Origin of the sequence: Pseudomonas sp. zfem003 (genome assembly GCF_032621675.1) — a bacterium.
In the GTDB taxonomy this organism is placed as follows: Bacteria; Pseudomonadota; Gammaproteobacteria; order Pseudomonadales; family Pseudomonadaceae; genus Metapseudomonas; species Metapseudomonas otitidis.
On record NZ_JAVYJG010000001.1, the window covers coordinates 122902 to 136664 of the forward strand.

General features: G+C 67.4%; 16 protein-coding genes. 8 read left to right on the top strand and 8 right to left on the bottom strand.

Translation table 11 applies throughout. The features are described 5' to 3' along the window. Positions 1-14: 14 nt before the first annotated feature. The gene (locus RTK35_RS00650) at positions 15-449 is read right to left on the bottom strand and encodes a hypothetical protein (protein ID WP_044403092.1); all 435 of its coding nucleotides are present in this window, start codon (positions 447-449) and stop codon (positions 15-17) included. A 437-nt stretch (positions 450-886) separates the two neighbouring features. On the opposite strand from RTK35_RS00650, the gene egtB reads away from it, so the two are divergent. Further along, a complete protein-coding gene (gene egtB / locus RTK35_RS00655; protein WP_316907100.1) occupies positions 887-2998 on the top strand; it encodes an ergothioneine biosynthesis protein EgtB in 2112 nt (703 codons plus the stop codon). Between the two features lie 19 nt (positions 2999-3017). Here the strand turns inward: egtB and RTK35_RS00660 are convergent, their stop codons facing one another. From RTK35_RS00660 to RTK35_RS00670, 3 genes are all read right to left on the bottom strand, one after another. Further along, positions 3018-3713 carry a hypothetical protein gene (locus tag RTK35_RS00660; RefSeq protein WP_316907101.1) on the bottom strand — a complete coding sequence of 232 codons (696 nt, stop codon included), beginning with the start codon at positions 3711-3713 and terminating at the stop codon, positions 3018-3020. Between the two features lie 124 nt (positions 3714-3837). After that, positions 3838-4536 carry a hypothetical protein gene (locus tag RTK35_RS00665; RefSeq protein ID WP_316907102.1) on the bottom strand — a complete coding sequence of 233 codons (699 nt, stop codon included), beginning with the start codon at positions 4534-4536 and terminating at the stop codon, positions 3838-3840. A gap of 164 nt (positions 4537-4700) precedes the next feature. Further along, the gene (locus RTK35_RS00670) at positions 4701-5003 is read right to left on the bottom strand and encodes a hypothetical protein (RefSeq protein ID WP_316907103.1); all 303 of its coding nucleotides are present in this window, start codon (positions 5001-5003) and stop codon (positions 4701-4703) included. A 509-nt stretch (positions 5004-5512) separates the two neighbouring features. On the opposite strand from RTK35_RS00670, the gene RTK35_RS00675 reads away from it, so the two are divergent. From RTK35_RS00675 to RTK35_RS00685, 3 genes are all read left to right on the top strand, one after another. Next, a complete protein-coding gene (locus tag RTK35_RS00675; protein WP_182852795.1) occupies positions 5513-5785 on the top strand; it encodes a hypothetical protein in 273 nt (90 codons plus the stop codon). Positions 5786-5847: 62 nt separating this feature from the next. Next, complete coding sequence (locus RTK35_RS00680) at positions 5848-6072, top strand: hypothetical protein (protein WP_044403109.1); 225 nt, start codon at positions 5848-5850, stop codon at positions 6070-6072. Positions 6073-6187: 115 nt separating this feature from the next. Next, positions 6188-6406: a DUF2188 domain-containing protein gene (locus RTK35_RS00685; protein ID WP_044403112.1), complete on the top strand. Its 219-nt coding sequence runs from the start codon at positions 6188-6190 to the stop codon at positions 6404-6406. 60 nt (positions 6407-6466) lie between these two features. On the opposite strand, the gene RTK35_RS00690 is transcribed toward RTK35_RS00685, so the two are convergent. Next, a complete protein-coding gene (locus RTK35_RS00690) occupies positions 6467-6694 on the bottom strand; it encodes a hypothetical protein (protein ID WP_074971425.1) in 228 nt (75 codons plus the stop codon). 145 nt (positions 6695-6839) lie between these two features. Here RTK35_RS00690 and RTK35_RS00695 point away from each other — a divergent pair, with 145 nt between their 5' ends. The 4 genes from RTK35_RS00695 to RTK35_RS00710 are packed head-to-tail and all read left to right on the top strand — an operon-like array spanning position 6840 to position 10445. After that, positions 6840-7478: a TetR/AcrR family transcriptional regulator gene (locus tag RTK35_RS00695; RefSeq protein WP_316907104.1), complete on the top strand. Its 639-nt coding sequence runs from the start codon at positions 6840-6842 to the stop codon at positions 7476-7478. Continuing rightward, complete coding sequence (locus tag RTK35_RS00700; protein ID WP_316907105.1) at positions 7475-8425, top strand: HlyD family secretion protein; 951 nt, start codon at positions 7475-7477, stop codon at positions 8423-8425. Before RTK35_RS00695 ends, RTK35_RS00700 begins: the two co-directional genes overlap by 4 nt. Beyond that, complete coding sequence (locus RTK35_RS00705) at positions 8422-9369, top strand: ABC transporter ATP-binding protein (protein WP_316907106.1); 948 nt, start codon at positions 8422-8424, stop codon at positions 9367-9369. Before RTK35_RS00700 ends, RTK35_RS00705 begins: the two co-directional genes overlap by 4 nt. Continuing rightward, entirely contained in the window at positions 9366-10445 is a 1080-nt protein-coding gene (locus tag RTK35_RS00710; protein ID WP_316907107.1) for an ABC transporter permease, read from the top strand. The genes RTK35_RS00705 and RTK35_RS00710 overlap by 4 nt, the downstream gene beginning before the upstream one ends. A 211-nt stretch (positions 10446-10656) precedes the next feature. On the opposite strand, the gene RTK35_RS00715 is transcribed toward RTK35_RS00710, so the two are convergent. From RTK35_RS00715 to phnX, 3 genes are all read right to left on the bottom strand, one after another. Next, complete coding sequence (locus tag RTK35_RS00715; RefSeq protein ID WP_316907108.1) at positions 10657-11787, bottom strand: TIGR03364 family FAD-dependent oxidoreductase; 1131 nt, start codon at positions 11785-11787, stop codon at positions 10657-10659. 79 nt (positions 11788-11866) lie between these two features. Continuing rightward, a complete protein-coding gene (locus RTK35_RS00720) occupies positions 11867-12886 on the bottom strand; it encodes a putative 2-aminoethylphosphonate ABC transporter substrate-binding protein (protein WP_044403131.1) in 1020 nt (339 codons plus the stop codon). A 48-nt stretch (positions 12887-12934) separates the two neighbouring features. Then, entirely contained in the window at positions 12935-13762 is an 828-nt protein-coding gene (phnX, locus tag RTK35_RS00725; RefSeq protein ID WP_316907109.1) for a phosphonoacetaldehyde hydrolase, read from the bottom strand. Position 13763: the final 1 nt, after the last annotated feature.

The following is a 13763-nucleotide window of genomic DNA, read 5'->3' on the forward strand; positions in this document are numbered from 1 at the left end:
GCCGCGTGGCCCCTTCAGCGCGCCTCGCCGTCCCAGGGCTTGCCGTCCAGGGGGTAGGCGCGGCCCTCCTCGGCTTCGTCCAGACCGTCTCCGGCACCGATCTCGTCAGCACCCACCACACTCAGCTCCTTGTCTGCCGGCAGGCTGCCGGTGGTGCCCCGGCCCAGGCGCTCTCCGTTCTCGTCGATCAGCGTCTCTGGGCTCAGGTCGTCATCGGAGACGCCGTCCTCATGCAGGCTCTGCCCCAGGGTCTCGCCGCCGGTCATGCCGGCCTCACGCACGCGTTCGTCCGGGAACTCCCGCTCCAGCTCCTCTTCGGATCGCAGGTCGCCGACGCGGCCCTGGCGTTCATCCTTGCGCTCGCTGAAGTCCAGCTGCTCCATCGATCCCATGCGGTCCTCGATGTCGTCGATCTCGTGGATGCGGGCGCTCGGCTTGTTCGATTTCATGGTGATTTCCTCCGGTTGTCCTCTAGGTGGACCGGGGCCCGGCGGCAAGATTCAGGTTGAGCGAGGAACGGCCAGCGGGAACGTCGGGGGTGGGGCAGGCACTGGCATCGCTCATTCTTTACTCAATATAAATATCGTTATTTATCAGATATTTACGATCACTTAGTAATGTAAAAAATCACATGGAATCACCATAACCCAGCGAAAGACTCGGAATTGGGAGAGCCAATCGAGGTATGACGGCTGATTTACCGCATTTACTGACTTTTAAATTGTTATTTTTCAATGATTTACGATGCATTAATAACCTGATTTATCAGAAATCCAGCCAGCCGCTGGCGCATCGAGCCCGAACTTCCTCCGCAGCACCGGACTCACACCCCTTACGGCCCCGCCGCGCATCCAACAGTCCTGCCCACAGCACTGAGAGAACCGCGATGAACAGCACCCCGTACCTCGAGCGCTACCGGCACGTCCGCCGCCAGAGCGAAAACCTGGTGGCACCCCTTGGCGAAGAGGACATGGTGGTGCAGTCCATGCCGGACGCCAGCCCGAGCAAGTGGCACCTGGGCCATACCAGCTGGTTCTTCGAAACCTTTCTGCTACCGCGCCTGGCGGGTTACCGGGTGTTCGACCCGGCCTTCGCCTACCTCTTCAACTCCTACTACGAGGCGGTCGGCCCCCGGCAGCCACGCCCCGAGCGCGGCCTGCTGACCCGGCCGCCCCTGCATGAGGTGCTGGCCTACCGGGCCCACGTGGATGCGCACATGGAGCGGCTCATCCCGGACCTCACCGAACCCGACCTGGCCCTGCTGGAGCTGGGTCTGGCACACGAGGAGCAGCACCAGGAACTGCTGCTGATGGACGTGCTGCACCTGTTCAGCCGCTCGCCGCTGTCGCCGGCCTACGATCCGCGCTGGCAGGAGCCGGAGGGCGACCGGCCCGGGCGCTTCGTCTCGCTGCCGGGCGGGCTGGTGGAGCTGGGGCACGATGGCGACGGCTTCGCGTTCGACAACGAGGGCCCACGGCACACCACCTACCTGCAACCCTTCCAGATCTGCGATCGCCTGGTGACCAACGGCGATTGGCAGGCCTTCATCGACGACGGCGGCTACCAGCGCCCCGACCTCTGGCTGGCCGATGGCTGGGCGCGGGTCCAGGCCGAGGGCTGGCGGGCGCCGCTGTACTGGCAGCGCCAGGGCGATGGCTGGCAGGAGCTGGGCCTGGGCGGCCTGCGCCCGCTGGTGCCCGATGCGCCGGTGCGCCACATCAGCTACTACGAGGCCTGCGCCTATGCGCTGTGGGCCGAGGCGCGGCTGCCCAGCGAAGCGGAATGGGAAGTGGCCGCCCGCAGCGGCGTGCTGGGCCAGGTGGAAGACAGCGCCTGGCAATGGACGGCGAGCGCCTACGCGCCCTACCCCGGCTTCCGCCCCTCCGCAGGCGCGGTGGGCGAATACAACGGCAAGTTCATGGTCAGCCAGATGGTGCTGCGCGGCGGCGCCAGCATCACCCCGGCCGGTCACGCCCGGGTGAGCTACCGCAACTTCTTCTACCCGCACCAGCGCTGGATGTTCGCCGGCCTGCGCCTGGCCCGTGATCCGGCTGGCACACAACGGGAAGCCGGGGCGGACACCTCCTTCGCCGAGGACGTGCGCGCCGGGCTGGGCGCCCCGGACAAGAGCCTGCCGCCCAAGTACTTCTACGACGCCATCGGCTCGGAGCTGTTCGAAGCCATCTGCCGCACCCGCGAGTACTACCCGACGCGCATGGAAACGGCGCTGCTGGAGGCGATCGCCGGGGAGCTGTCGAGCGTCATCCCACGGGGTGCCGCCCTGGTGGAGTTCGGCAGCGGTGCCAGCCTGAAGACCCGCCTGCTGCTGGACGCCGCCCCGCAGGTGGGCGTCTACCTGCCCATCGACATCTCGGAATCAGCCCTGCGCAAGGCCACCGCCATGCTGGAGGCGGCCTACCCGAGGCTGCGGGTCCTGCCCCAGGTCGGCGACTTCGGCCACTTGCCCCACCTGCCCGCCGCCGTGGCCTCGCGCCCTCGCGTGGCGTTCTTCCCCGGCTCAACCCTGGGCAACTTCAGCCCGCCGGAGGCCCTGCGCTTCCTGCGCTCGGTGCGCCGCTACCTGGGCCGTGACTCACGGCTGATCCTCGGGCTGGACATGCAGAAGGACGTGGCCACCCTGGAAGCGGCCTACGACGACGGGGACGGCATCACCGCCCAGTTCAACAAGAACCTGCTGACCCGCATCAACAGCGAACTGGGCGGCACCTTCGACCTCGATGCCTTCCAGCACCTGGCCCGCTGGAATCCGCAGGCGCAGTGCATGGAGATGTTCCTGGTCAGCCAGCGGGACCAGGTGGTGAGCGCCGCCGGCCAGCGCTTCCACTTCGCCGCCGGCGAGCGACTGCACACCGAGTGCTCGCACAAGTACAACCTGGAAGGCATCGCCGACATGGCCGCCCAATCCGGCTGGCGCCTCGCCCGCCGCTGGCTGAGCCCGGCGCCGCAGGTGGGGATGTTTGTGTTGGAGAGCGGGTGAAGAAGCGGGACGCCTCTTGCTAAGGCGTATAGAGCGTCGGCTTGGTCCAATAGCCGTAACGTATGACACCCCACGAAAGCAGATGACCTTGGAGGCTGTTGAACTCCATAGCCGTTACGACACTCGAGAAATTTTCCTTGTCCAGGTGATAACGACCCAAGCCATCGAAATTCACGTTCATGTCTGACTCGATGCGCTCAATGGCCAACTCTACGTATCGATTGGCGTACTGCAGTAACTCGGACGAAGCATTCATGCGAACAGACAGGCGTTGCGCCACGTCATCCCTTAACAACCCATTGTGGTTGTTCACGATGATCTTCCCGTCGCTACCTACCGTTATCCCGACCAGCCCATCGCGCATGACCGGCTCCCGTCCGGACAACTCTCGCAGCATCTTGCCGTAGAGCTCCTGAAACCCTGCATGGGCCATATTGAGTTCTGCGTCTATCTGCTCCAGCGGGCGGGCATTCTCCTTGGGTGGGCGCTTCACCTGCTCCGATATCCAGATCTCGAAATCGCTGGCGATGTTCGGGCCTGAAGGCAATTGCCCCAGCCGGTCATAGGTTCGCGCCTCGATAAAGCTGTCCAGATCCTCCTGTGGCCGCTCCTGGGGTGTGGCCACCGTGCGCGTCGACTCTGCCGCCTTGGCGACTTCAGCGAGGCGGGTGTCCGAGCGGGTGGTCCAGAGCGGAAGGCTGCTGTTGATTTCCATGGCGACCTCTCCTTTTGGGTATTCCCATCAAGGTCGGCCGGGGCGGGTTGAAGCTGAACGTAAAGCAGGCTTCGAACGACCTGATTCAAGGAAGGAAATGGACTACATGACCAGTGATAGAGCGTTACTCAGACGGATAAATCTTGCGTTCGCTCCAATGCCCATACCGGACAACACCGGAACTAGACAGATGGAGAAGAAGGCTATTGAACTCCATCGCCACGAATGCATCTGCGAAGTTGCTTTTGTCCAGGTGGTAGCGACCAAGCCCCTCCAGATAGACATTCATATCTGATTCAACTCGCTCAATTGCCAGTTCTACATAGCGATTGGCGTACCGCAGCAACTCCTCAGAAGCATTCATCCGTGCCGACAGGCGTTGCGCCACATCATCTCTAAGCAGGCCGTTGTGGTTACGCACAATGATCTTCCCGTCGCCATCGACCGATATCCCCACCATGCCGTCTGGCATGACCGGCTCCCGCCCTGACAATTCCCGCAGCATCTTGCCGTAGATCTCCTGAAACCCTGCATGGGCCATATTGAGTTCTGCGTCGATCTGCTCCAGCGGACGGGCATTCTCCTTGGGTGGACGCTTCGCCTGCTCCAAGGCCCAGACCTCGTAGTCGCCGCCCCCGCTCTGACCCGACGACAATTGCCCAAGCCGGTCATAGGTCCGCGCCGCAATAAAACTGTCCAGATCTTCCTGCGGCCGTTCCAGTGGTGTGGCCACCGTTCGCGTCGACTCAGCCGCCTTGGTGACTTCAGCGAGGCGGGTGTCCGAGCGGGTGGTCCAGAGCGGCAGGCTGCTGTTGATTTCCATGGCGACCTCTCCTTTTGGGTATTCCCATCAAGGTCGGCCGGGGCGGGTTGAAGATGAGGGGCGATGTTCTGGATAGCGTCCTATTACCGCGTAGGAACGGGACGACGCCGGCCAGGGCTGTGAGTGCCGGGGCACGAACGGCCCCGGCGGATATGCAGCGGTGGTCAGACCGCCCGGCGGATCTCGGCCGGTTGTGCGTTGGCGAGCCGGGTGAGACGGCGGCCGCCGCAGCCGGCCTGCAGCAGCACCATGTCCTCGAACACCTGCTTGCCCAGGCGACGCAGCGCGCGGGAGTCGGGATAGTCCTGCGGTTTCAGGGCGCTGACCTTGAAGGATTCCTGGGTGGCCGAGTTGTACATGAACAGGCTGAAGGTGCCATCGCCGTCGGCACGGCTTTCAACCCGGCACCCCGGAATGGACTGGGCCAGCCAGTGGTCGATCTGCTTGTGGGACAGGGTCTGGGTCATCGGGCATCTCCTTGTGCTCGGCCTGCCTGGGGGCAGGCATGGGGAATCATTCACGGCATGCGTAAGGCCGGTCCGGGGCGCAGGCCATCGGTGTGCGTAACCCGGCACGCGCCCCGTGCGTGGAGCAGGCAATAGCCAGTTCCATGCCAGTCCAGCTTTCCATGGCGTTAATCGATGCGAGCCCGAAGTTGGTAGAAGGTCTGTCCACTTAATCAGTGGCACCTTGATGCCAAATCAATCTTCCGGGCCCGCCGAACACGCTCGCGACCCCTGCAAATTGCACGGGCAATGTGCACGATCCGGGCATTCTGCATGGCCGCCGGGCACCGTCTCGCTTCGCCAATCCACGTGACGTCACGACGGCATCCTTCTGATGCCAAAGGGTTTTTATCGGCAAAAAAAGCTGAACTCCCGTGCCCCGTCCCGGCTCTCAAGCCATGACTCACACGACTCCCTTCGAGCCCGGTCGCTGGCGGCATGCGCCGGGCTTCTTTCTGGAACAGGCGCCGATGAGCTACCAACCCACGGAAGAAGAACTCCAGCGACGCCTGGATGAACACCTGGACCACCACCTGTGCGTGGTCCGCATCCGCGACGACGACGTGGTGGTCTCGGCCCGGGACCTGCGCACCGGCCAGGTGTCCATCGTCGCCGGGCTGATTCCCCGGCGCTGGGCCGACCGGGCGCAGTTCGAAACCCTTGGCGCGCAGCTCATCGGCGAACTGGAGCGGATGCTGGAAGCCCCGCCGGACGATGGCAGCGATGGGCCCGAAGAGTTCTGAACACCGGTGGATGCCGCGCCCACCCGCAGCGTGCGCGGCCACGACGAGCAGGAGCACACCCGATGGCGCTCAACCGGACCAACGAGCGGCTGCGGTGCGTCCTGAAGGACGCCTCGCTGAACAACCGCATGGCCTGCATCACCCTGGAAAGCGCCGCCCGGCAGCTGGAGGACCCGCAATTGGCCGAAGTGCTGGTGAAGACCGCCCGCACGCTATCGGCGGATGCACATCACCTGCACCGCCACGCCCGCGAAGTGGAACGCGGACGCATTCGCCGCAAGCGCTGAGTCGCATTGCGCATGGAACCCGGGAACTTCCGGCGACTCTTATGAGCGCCGGTAGTCAAAGCCCAAGGAGGGGCGCGTAGTCCGGAAACACCAATACGAGCACCAGGAGAGTTGCATGGGCTGCTACCACATCACCCCAACGGACAAGGGCTGGGAGCTGCGCAAGGAAGGCGCGACCCGCCCGTCGAAGACCGCTGCCGAACGGGAGCGGCTGCTGGAGGCCATCGAGGCCTTCATGGAAAAGCGCGCCGGCACGGTGCTGATCCACAGCGAGGACGGCACCGTCGAGCAGGAGCTGAGCTACCCCCCGCCCCGTCGTCCGTCCCGCGCCTGAACCCGCCCCTTGCCTCGGCACGCCGGGGCAAGGGGCGTCCGTGTGGCCCGCCACCACCTGCTAGCGAGCCGCGATCCCCGTGATGGTCACGCCATAGCGCTTGAGCAAACGCATCGCCGGCTCCCGGCTCGGTGCCTCGCTGCCGGCGTATTCCCCTGCCGGCAGGTGATCCTCCGCCCAATCCAGCACCGCCGCGCACGCCTGCTCCGGCGTCGGCCGCTCGGGCGCCTCCAGCTCAAGCGTCGAGGTGTTGTTGTCCTTGTGGTAGCTGATGATCCAGAGCGTCATGGCCGGTTCTCCCCTCTCGATGGGTCTCCCCAGAGCTGACTGACCCAGCCGGTCCCGAGTTCCCCCTCGAATACGCGCATCAACCGGCTTGCGAATTATTTAAATCAGGATTTAATTAAGCCCATTTGCCCCCGGAGCCTGCCCCATGACCCGCAGCCGTACCCCCGGACGCCCCAGCGGAGACGCCCCCGACCTGCGCGAGCGCATGCTCGACAGCGCCATCCAGTGCTTCGCCCAGGCGGGCGTGCAGGCTACCCGCCTGCGGGACATTGCCGAGCACGCGGGCGTGACCCCGGCGCTGCTCAACTACCACTTCGGCAATCGCGAGCGCCTGCTGGACGCGGTGGTGGAGGAACGCCTGCAGCCCCTGCTGATGGGCATGGTGCAACGCCTGGCGACGCCCGGGAACGAGCCCCGCGAACTGGTCCGGGCCTTCGTTCGCGGGCTCAGCGCGACCCTCTCGCAGCATCCCTGGCTGCCGCCTTTGTGGGTGCGCGAGGTGCTCTGCGAAGGTGGCGCCCTGCGCGGGGTGGTGCTGACCCGCTTCGCCCCGCTGCTGCCGGTGCAACTGGCCCGGCGCTTCGCCGAAGCCCGCAGCGAAGGCCACCTCAACCCGGACCTGGACCCGCGCCTGCTGGTGGTCTCGCTGCTCGGCCTGGTGATGCTGCCGTACGCCGCCGGCTCGCTCTGGCGCGGCATCTTCGCCAGTGACGACCTCGACGACGAGGCCCTGGTCAACCACGTACTGGCCCTGCTGGAACGGGGCCTGGAGATGCGCCCATGAACACCCGCCCGCTCCTCCTGCTCGGCCTGGCCCTGCTGGCCGCCTGCAAGCCCGCACCGCCGCAGCTGCTAGGCACCCTGGAATGGGACCGCATCGCCGTACCTGCCGAGGCCTCCGAGCCGATCCTCGCCTGGCACGTGGCCGAAGGCGAACAGGTCAGCGCCGGCCAGGTGCTGCTGGAACTCGACCCGCGCCGCACCGATGCCCGCCTGGCCGAGGCGGAAGGCGACCTGGCCGCCGCCCGCGCCCGCCTCGACGAGCTGCGCAACGGCTCCCGGGACGAAACCATCGACGCGGCCCGTGCCAGCCTGGCCCGCTACCAGGCCGAGCTGACCGACGCCGAGCGCAGCTTCACCCGCATCGCCGCCCTCTACGAGCGCCGCCAGGTGGCCATCGCCGACCTCGACCGCGCCCGCGCCACCCGCGACCAGGCCCGCGCCAGTGTGAACAGCGCCAACGCCCAGTTGCGCGAGCTGCTCAACGGCACCCGCCCGGAACAGCTGCACCAGGCCGAAGCCCAGGTGCAGGCGGCGGAGGGCCGCGTCGCCCAGCTGCGCATCACCCGCGAGCGCCTGACCCTGCGCGCCCCGCGTGCCGCCCGTGTGGACGCCCTGCCCTACAAGCCCGGCGACCAGCCCCCGGCCGGTGCCGAACTGGCCAGCCTGCTGGTGGGCGAGGCGCCCTACGCGCGGGTCTACGTGCCCGCCTCTCAGCGCCCGCGCCTGGCCATCGGCGACCACTTGCAGGTGCAGGTGGAGGGCATCGCCACCCCCTTCGACGCCCAGGTCCGCCGCATCGCCAGCGAAGCCGCCTTCACGCCCTACTACGCCCTCACCGGCGACGACGCCAGCCGCCTCGCCTACCGTGCCGAGCTGCTGCTGCAGGGCGATGACGCCCGCCGCCTGCCGGCCGGCCTGCCCCTGCAGGCCCACTGGAGCGCGCCATGAACGGCAGCGAAGCGGTCATCCACGCCCAGGGCCTGACCAAGCGCTTCGGCGAGCTGACCGCCGTGGACAACCTCGACCTGCAGGTGAACCGTGCCGAAGTGTTCGGCTTCCTCGGCCCCAACGGCTGTGGCAAGTCCACCACCATCCGCATGCTCTGCGGGCTGCTGCTGCCCAGCGCCGGGGAGATCGAGGTGCTCGGCTGCCGCATCCCCCAGGACGCCGAGGCCCTCAAGCGGCGCATCGGCTACATGACGCAGAAGTTCTCCCTCTACGAAGACCTGACCGTCGCCGAGAACCTGGACTTCCTCGCTGCCGTCCAGGGGCTGGACCGCGCCCACGCACGCCGGCGCATCGACGAACTGCTGGAGCGCTACTGGCTCGGCGACCGCCGCCGGCAGCTGGCCGGCACCCTCAGCGGCGGGCAGAAGCAGCGCTTGGCCCTGGCCGGGGCGGTGCTGCACAAGCCCGACCTGCTGTTGCTGGACGAGCCCACCAGCGCCGTCGACCCGCAGTCACGCCGGGAATTCTGGGATTCGCTGTTCGAACTGGCCGAGGCCGGCACCACCCTGCTGGTGTCCACCCACTACATGGACGAAGCCGAGCGCTGCACCCGCCTGGGCATCCTCGACGCCGGCCGCTTGGTGGCCGACGGCAGCCCCGCCGAGCTGATGGACGCCCTGCCCGGCCGGCCGCTGCTGGTGGAGTGCGCCCAGCCCCGCCAGGCCCAGCGCGCGCTGCAAGGGCAGCCGGAAGTGCTGGCCCTGGCGCAGATCGGCGCCAACCTGCGGGTGCTCAGCGCCGCGGCCGATGCCCGTGACTGCGTCGTCCGGCTGCTGGAGAAGGCCGGCATCGACGCCGACGTGCGCGACACCGACGCCAACCTGGAGGACGTGTTCGTCACCGTCACCCAGCGTCCCACCACCCATGCCGAGGCCCGCCCATGAACATGCGCCGGCTCGGGGCCATCGTGCTCAAGGAGCTGCGCCAGCTGCGCCGCGACCGGCTGACCTTCGCCATGATCATCGGCATCCCCATCCTGCAACTGGTGTTGTTCGGCTACGCCATCAACATGGACGTGCGCAACCTCCACGCCGCCGTGCTGGATCAGGCCGACAGCGCCCGCTCGCGGGAAGTGATCGCCGAGCTGGGCGCCAGCCAGGTGCTGGACTTCCGCTACCACCTGGCCACGACGCAGCAGCTCGACCAGCTGTTCGCCGAAGGCGTGATCAGTGCGGCCCTGGTGATCCCCCGGGACTTCGAGGCACGCCTGCAACGGCGCGACCGACCGCCCCTGCAACTGGTGGTGGACGGTTCCGACCAGGTGGTGCAGGCCTCCGCCCGCCAACTGGCCGCCTACCCGCTGCCCGGCTGGCCCCGCGCCACCGGTGTGGAGGTGGTGAACCTCTACAACCCCGAACGCCTGGCGCCGCTGAACACGGTGCCGGGGCTGATCGGGGTGATCCTCACCATGACCATGGTGCTGTTCACAGCCATCGCCCTGGTCCGCGAGCGGGAACGGGGCAACATGGAACTGCTGATCACCACCCCGGTGTCGCCGTGGGAGCTGACCCTGGGCAAGGTGCTGCCCTTCGTCGGCATCGGCCTGCTGCAGGTGACGGTGATCCTGCTGGTGGGGCGCTGGCTGTTCGAGGTGCCGGTGCGCGGCTCGCTGCTGGCGCTTTACGGCGCCTCGCTGGTGTTCGTGTTCGCCAGCCTGAGCCTGGGGGTGTTCATCTCCACTCTCGCCCGCAGCCAGTTCCAGGCCATGCAGATGGCCTTCTTCATCTTCCTGCCGCAGATCCTGCTCTCCGGCTTCATGTTCCCCTTCGCCGGCATGCCACGCCTCGCCCAGTGGATCGCCGAGCTGATGCCCCTCACCCACTTCCTGCGTCTGGCGCGCGGCATCATGCTGCGCAGCGCCAGCCTGATGGACCTGTGGCCGGAGATCGTCGCACTGCTGCTGTTCAACCTGGTGGTGCTGGGGGTGGCGGTGAAGCGGGTGAGCAAGCGCCTGGACTAGGGCAGTCGGCGTGGCCCCGTAAATAAGCATCACCCCGCAGGGTGGGCTTCAACCCACCGGCACCGCTCCGATGCAGACGTAGCCCGGGCTTCAGCCCGGGAATGAGGTGGGGACCGCTCCCGGGCTGAAGCCCGGGCTACGGGGTTGCCGTAGGGTGGGCTTCAGCCCACCAGCGCAAACGCTTCGCGAGCAGAGCTCGCTCCTACAGGGCTCACCCCAACAACGACGCCACGGTGCGCTCGCCCAGCGCCGGGCCGATGCTCATGCCCAGGCCGGTGTGCATCAGCACCGCCGTGATGCCCGGCTCGGGCTGGATGACGCTGAACGACGCCGGGCCACGGGCGCCGTACACGCCCTGCCAACGCTCCACCACCTGCAAACGCTCGCCGAGGGTGTGCTCGGCCAGGTCCAGCATGAGGCTGTCCACCGCTTCGGCATTGAACGGCGAGGCATTGCGGCCATAGTCGTGGGAGTCGCCGACGATCAGGTCGCCGTGGGGCGTGGGGCTGACCAGCAGGTGGATGCCGTGCTCGATCAGTTCCGGCCGGCGGGCCTGGACCTGTTCGCGCAGGGCGATGGCTTCGGGCAGGTCGGCGAAGGCACCGTAGTGGGTGCAGCTCAGGCCGGTCAGCACGGCATGGTCGAGGCCGATGGTGCGGGCCGGGCGTACCCGCAACATCTGCAGGCGACACACCTGGGGCTGCAGGGCGGCCATGGGCTCGGCCAGCAGGGTCAGGTAGTCATGGCCGGAGCAGACGATGATCTGCTCGGCGCGGCAACTGCCGGCGCTGGTGTGCACGCGCTGGGGTTCGACGTCGCGCACCAGGGTGGAGAAATGGAAGGTCACGCCCATCTGCTCACGCAGGTAGGCCACCAGGGCCGGCAGCGCCTCGCGGGAGTACAGCTGCTGGTCATCGGCACCGTGCAACGCAGCGCGGTGGTGGGCGAAACGGCCGTCGTACAGCGCTGCCAGGCGTTCGCCGCGCAGCAGCTCGACGGTGTAGCCGTGCTCCCGCGCGCGGCCGGCACAGAAGGCGTCGAGCACCTGTTCTTCGGCTTCGTCGCGGGCGAACAGCAGCGAGCCCTGACGGCGGATGTGGAAGCCGGCCGACTCTGCCAGGTGCGCCCAGATCGGGCGGGCCTCGCGGGCCAGTTCCAGCATCGGGCCTGGCGCCTGGCCGGTGATCAGCGCCTGGCCGAAGTTGCGCACCGAGGCGCCCAGGGGCTGCTCGCTGCGTTCGAAAACCGTCACCCGCAGGCCGCGCCGGGCAGCGGCATAGGCGTGGGACAGGCCGAGGATGCCGGCGCCGACGATGGCGATATCGGTGTCGTGGATGGGCATGGGGTGTCTCCTGGAATTCGATGCCCGCCCTCCCCGACCCTCTCCCCGGAGAGAGAGGGCGAAGCGAGCGGGCTAGGGCTTACTGCGGCAGCTTCTCGGACTTCCCGTCGTAGCGCTTGCGCCACTCGGCGAGGATCGAGTCGCGGTTCTTCGAAGCCCACGCGAAGTCGTTCTTGATCAGGCGCTGCTCGTAGTCGGCGGGCAGTTCGGTCTGCGGCTTGGCGATGCCGGGCTGGGCGAGGACGGCGAAGTTCTCCTTGTACAGCTCCATGGCGGCGGGGCTGGCGGAGAAGTCGGCGAGCTTCCTGGCGGCGTCGGCGTGCTGGGTGCCCTTGATCACGCCGGTGGCTTCGATTTCCCAGCCCAGGCCTTCCTTCGGCAGGACGATGTCCAGCGGCGCGCCCTGGCGCTTCAGCTGCACGGCCGGGTATTCGAAGGAGATGCCGATGGGGAACTCGCCGGCAGCGGCCAGCTTGCACGGCTTGGAGCCGGAGTGGACGTACTGGCCGATGTTCTGGTGCAGCGCATCCATGTAGGCCCAGCCTTGTTTCTCGCCGAAGGTCTGCAGCCATGCGCTGACGTCGAGGAAGCCGGTGCCGGAGGACGCCGGGTTGGGCATGACGATCTTGCCCTTGTACTCGGGCTTGGTCAGGTCTTCCCAGCTGCCGGGCTTGGTCAGGCCCTGCTTCTCGGCTTCGACGGTGTTGAAGCAGATGGTGGCGGCCCACACGTCCATGCCCACCCAGGCCGGCGGGTTGGCGGCGTCGCGGTAGTTGGCGCCGATGGCGTCCAGGTGCTTGGGCGCGTAGTGCTCGAGCATGCCCTGCTGGTCGAGGATGGCCAGGCTGGAGGCCGCCAGGCCCCACACGGCGTCAGCCTGGGGGCGCTCCTTCTCGGCCAGCAGCTTGGCGGTGATGATGCCGGTGGAGTCGCGCACCCACTTGATCTCGATGTCCGGGTTTTCCTTCTCGAAGGCCTTCTTGTAGGCCGCCAGCTGCTCGGCCTCCAGGGCGGTGTAGACGGTCAGCTCGGTGGCGGCCTGGGCCTGCAGGGCGAAGCCTGCGACAACGGCGGCAGCGAAGGCGAGACGCTTGAACATGTGAAGCTCCTTGGTTGGTGTGCTGGGGTCAGGTTTGGCGTGTTGTGGTCAGGCGTTGGCAGGGGTTTCGCCGCGCGCCAGGCGGGCGTTGATCAGGTCGATCACCCCCGGCAGGTCGGCGAGGGTGTCGATCAGGTAATGCGGGCGGCTCGGCGCGAACAGCGCGTCGATACGGGTGCGCTCCTCGGCCAGGCGCGCGGCCGGCAGGGCCTGGTAGGCGGCGAAGTCGAGGCCGAGGAAGTTGCCGGAGAAGCGCAGCGCCACGGTCCACATGCCGGCGCTGCGGCCTTCGAGGATGCCGGGCTCGGTGTCGTCCACCTTCACGCAGGCGGCCACATCGTCGAGGCCGAGGGCGATGACGTTGGCCAGCGCCTGGGCCGGGCTCGGGCGGCCCCTGGGCACCTCGTCTGTGGCGACCACGTGGTCCGGGCGGTAGCCGGCCTCGGCGGCCAGTTCCACCACCTTGTCCATCACCACCCTGGGGTAGCCGGAGCAGGTGCCGATCTTCATCCCCCTGGCGCGCAGGGCGGCAATGGCCTCCAGGGCGCCGGGAATCAATGCCGAGTGCTCGCCGACCTTGGCGATCTGCAGCGGCATGAAGCGCTCGTAGATCGCGGTGACGTCCGCGTCCGTGGGCAGCCGGCCGAAGCGGCGCTCGAAGCGCGCGGCGATGGCCGGCACGTCGCACAGGGTGCGGATGTGGTCCCACTTGCCCATGCCCATGGGGCCGCGCGCTTCCTCCAGGCTGATCTCGACGTCGAAGCTGGCGAAGGCCTCGACGAAGATCCGCGTGGGGGCGAAGGAGCCGAAGTCGACCACGGTGCCGGCCCAGTCGAGGATGGCGGCCTGCAGGTGCGTGGGGGTCTGGTAATGCATG

What these genes read in the sequence shown, in the direction of transcription:
- RTK35_RS00650 (WP_044403092.1), bottom strand. Translation starts at nt 449, where the DNA reads ATGAAATCGAACAAGCCGAGCGCCCGCATCCACGAGATCGACGACATC.
- egtB (WP_316907100.1), top strand. Translation starts at nt 887, where the DNA reads ATGAACAGCACCCCGTACCTCGAGCGCTACCGGCACGTCCGCCGCCAG.
- RTK35_RS00660 (WP_316907101.1), bottom strand. Translation starts at nt 3,713, where the DNA reads ATGGAAATCAACAGCAGCCTTCCGCTCTGGACCACCCGCTCGGACACC.
- RTK35_RS00665 (WP_316907102.1), bottom strand. Translation starts at nt 4,536, where the DNA reads ATGGAAATCAACAGCAGCCTGCCGCTCTGGACCACCCGCTCGGACACC.
- RTK35_RS00670 (WP_316907103.1), bottom strand. Translation starts at nt 5,003, where the DNA reads ATGACCCAGACCCTGTCCCACAAGCAGATCGACCACTGGCTGGCCCAG.
- RTK35_RS00675 (WP_182852795.1), top strand. Translation starts at nt 5,513, where the DNA reads ATGAGCTACCAACCCACGGAAGAAGAACTCCAGCGACGCCTGGATGAA.
- RTK35_RS00680 (WP_044403109.1), top strand. Translation starts at nt 5,848, where the DNA reads ATGGCGCTCAACCGGACCAACGAGCGGCTGCGGTGCGTCCTGAAGGAC.
- RTK35_RS00685 (WP_044403112.1), top strand. Translation starts at nt 6,188, where the DNA reads ATGGGCTGCTACCACATCACCCCAACGGACAAGGGCTGGGAGCTGCGC.
- RTK35_RS00690 (WP_074971425.1), bottom strand. Translation starts at nt 6,694, where the DNA reads ATGACGCTCTGGATCATCAGCTACCACAAGGACAACAACACCTCGACG.
- RTK35_RS00695 (WP_316907104.1), top strand. Translation starts at nt 6,840, where the DNA reads ATGACCCGCAGCCGTACCCCCGGACGCCCCAGCGGAGACGCCCCCGAC.
- RTK35_RS00700 (WP_316907105.1), top strand. Translation starts at nt 7,475, where the DNA reads ATGAACACCCGCCCGCTCCTCCTGCTCGGCCTGGCCCTGCTGGCCGCC.
- RTK35_RS00705 (WP_316907106.1), top strand. Translation starts at nt 8,422, where the DNA reads ATGAACGGCAGCGAAGCGGTCATCCACGCCCAGGGCCTGACCAAGCGC.
- RTK35_RS00710 (WP_316907107.1), top strand. Translation starts at nt 9,366, where the DNA reads ATGAACATGCGCCGGCTCGGGGCCATCGTGCTCAAGGAGCTGCGCCAG.
- RTK35_RS00715 (WP_316907108.1), bottom strand. Translation starts at nt 11,787, where the DNA reads ATGCCCATCCACGACACCGATATCGCCATCGTCGGCGCCGGCATCCTC.
- RTK35_RS00720 (WP_044403131.1), bottom strand. Translation starts at nt 12,886, where the DNA reads ATGTTCAAGCGTCTCGCCTTCGCTGCCGCCGTTGTCGCAGGCTTCGCC.
- phnX (WP_316907109.1), bottom strand. Translation starts at nt 13,762, where the DNA reads ATGCATTACCAGACCCCCACGCACCTGCAGGCCGCCATCCTCGACTGG.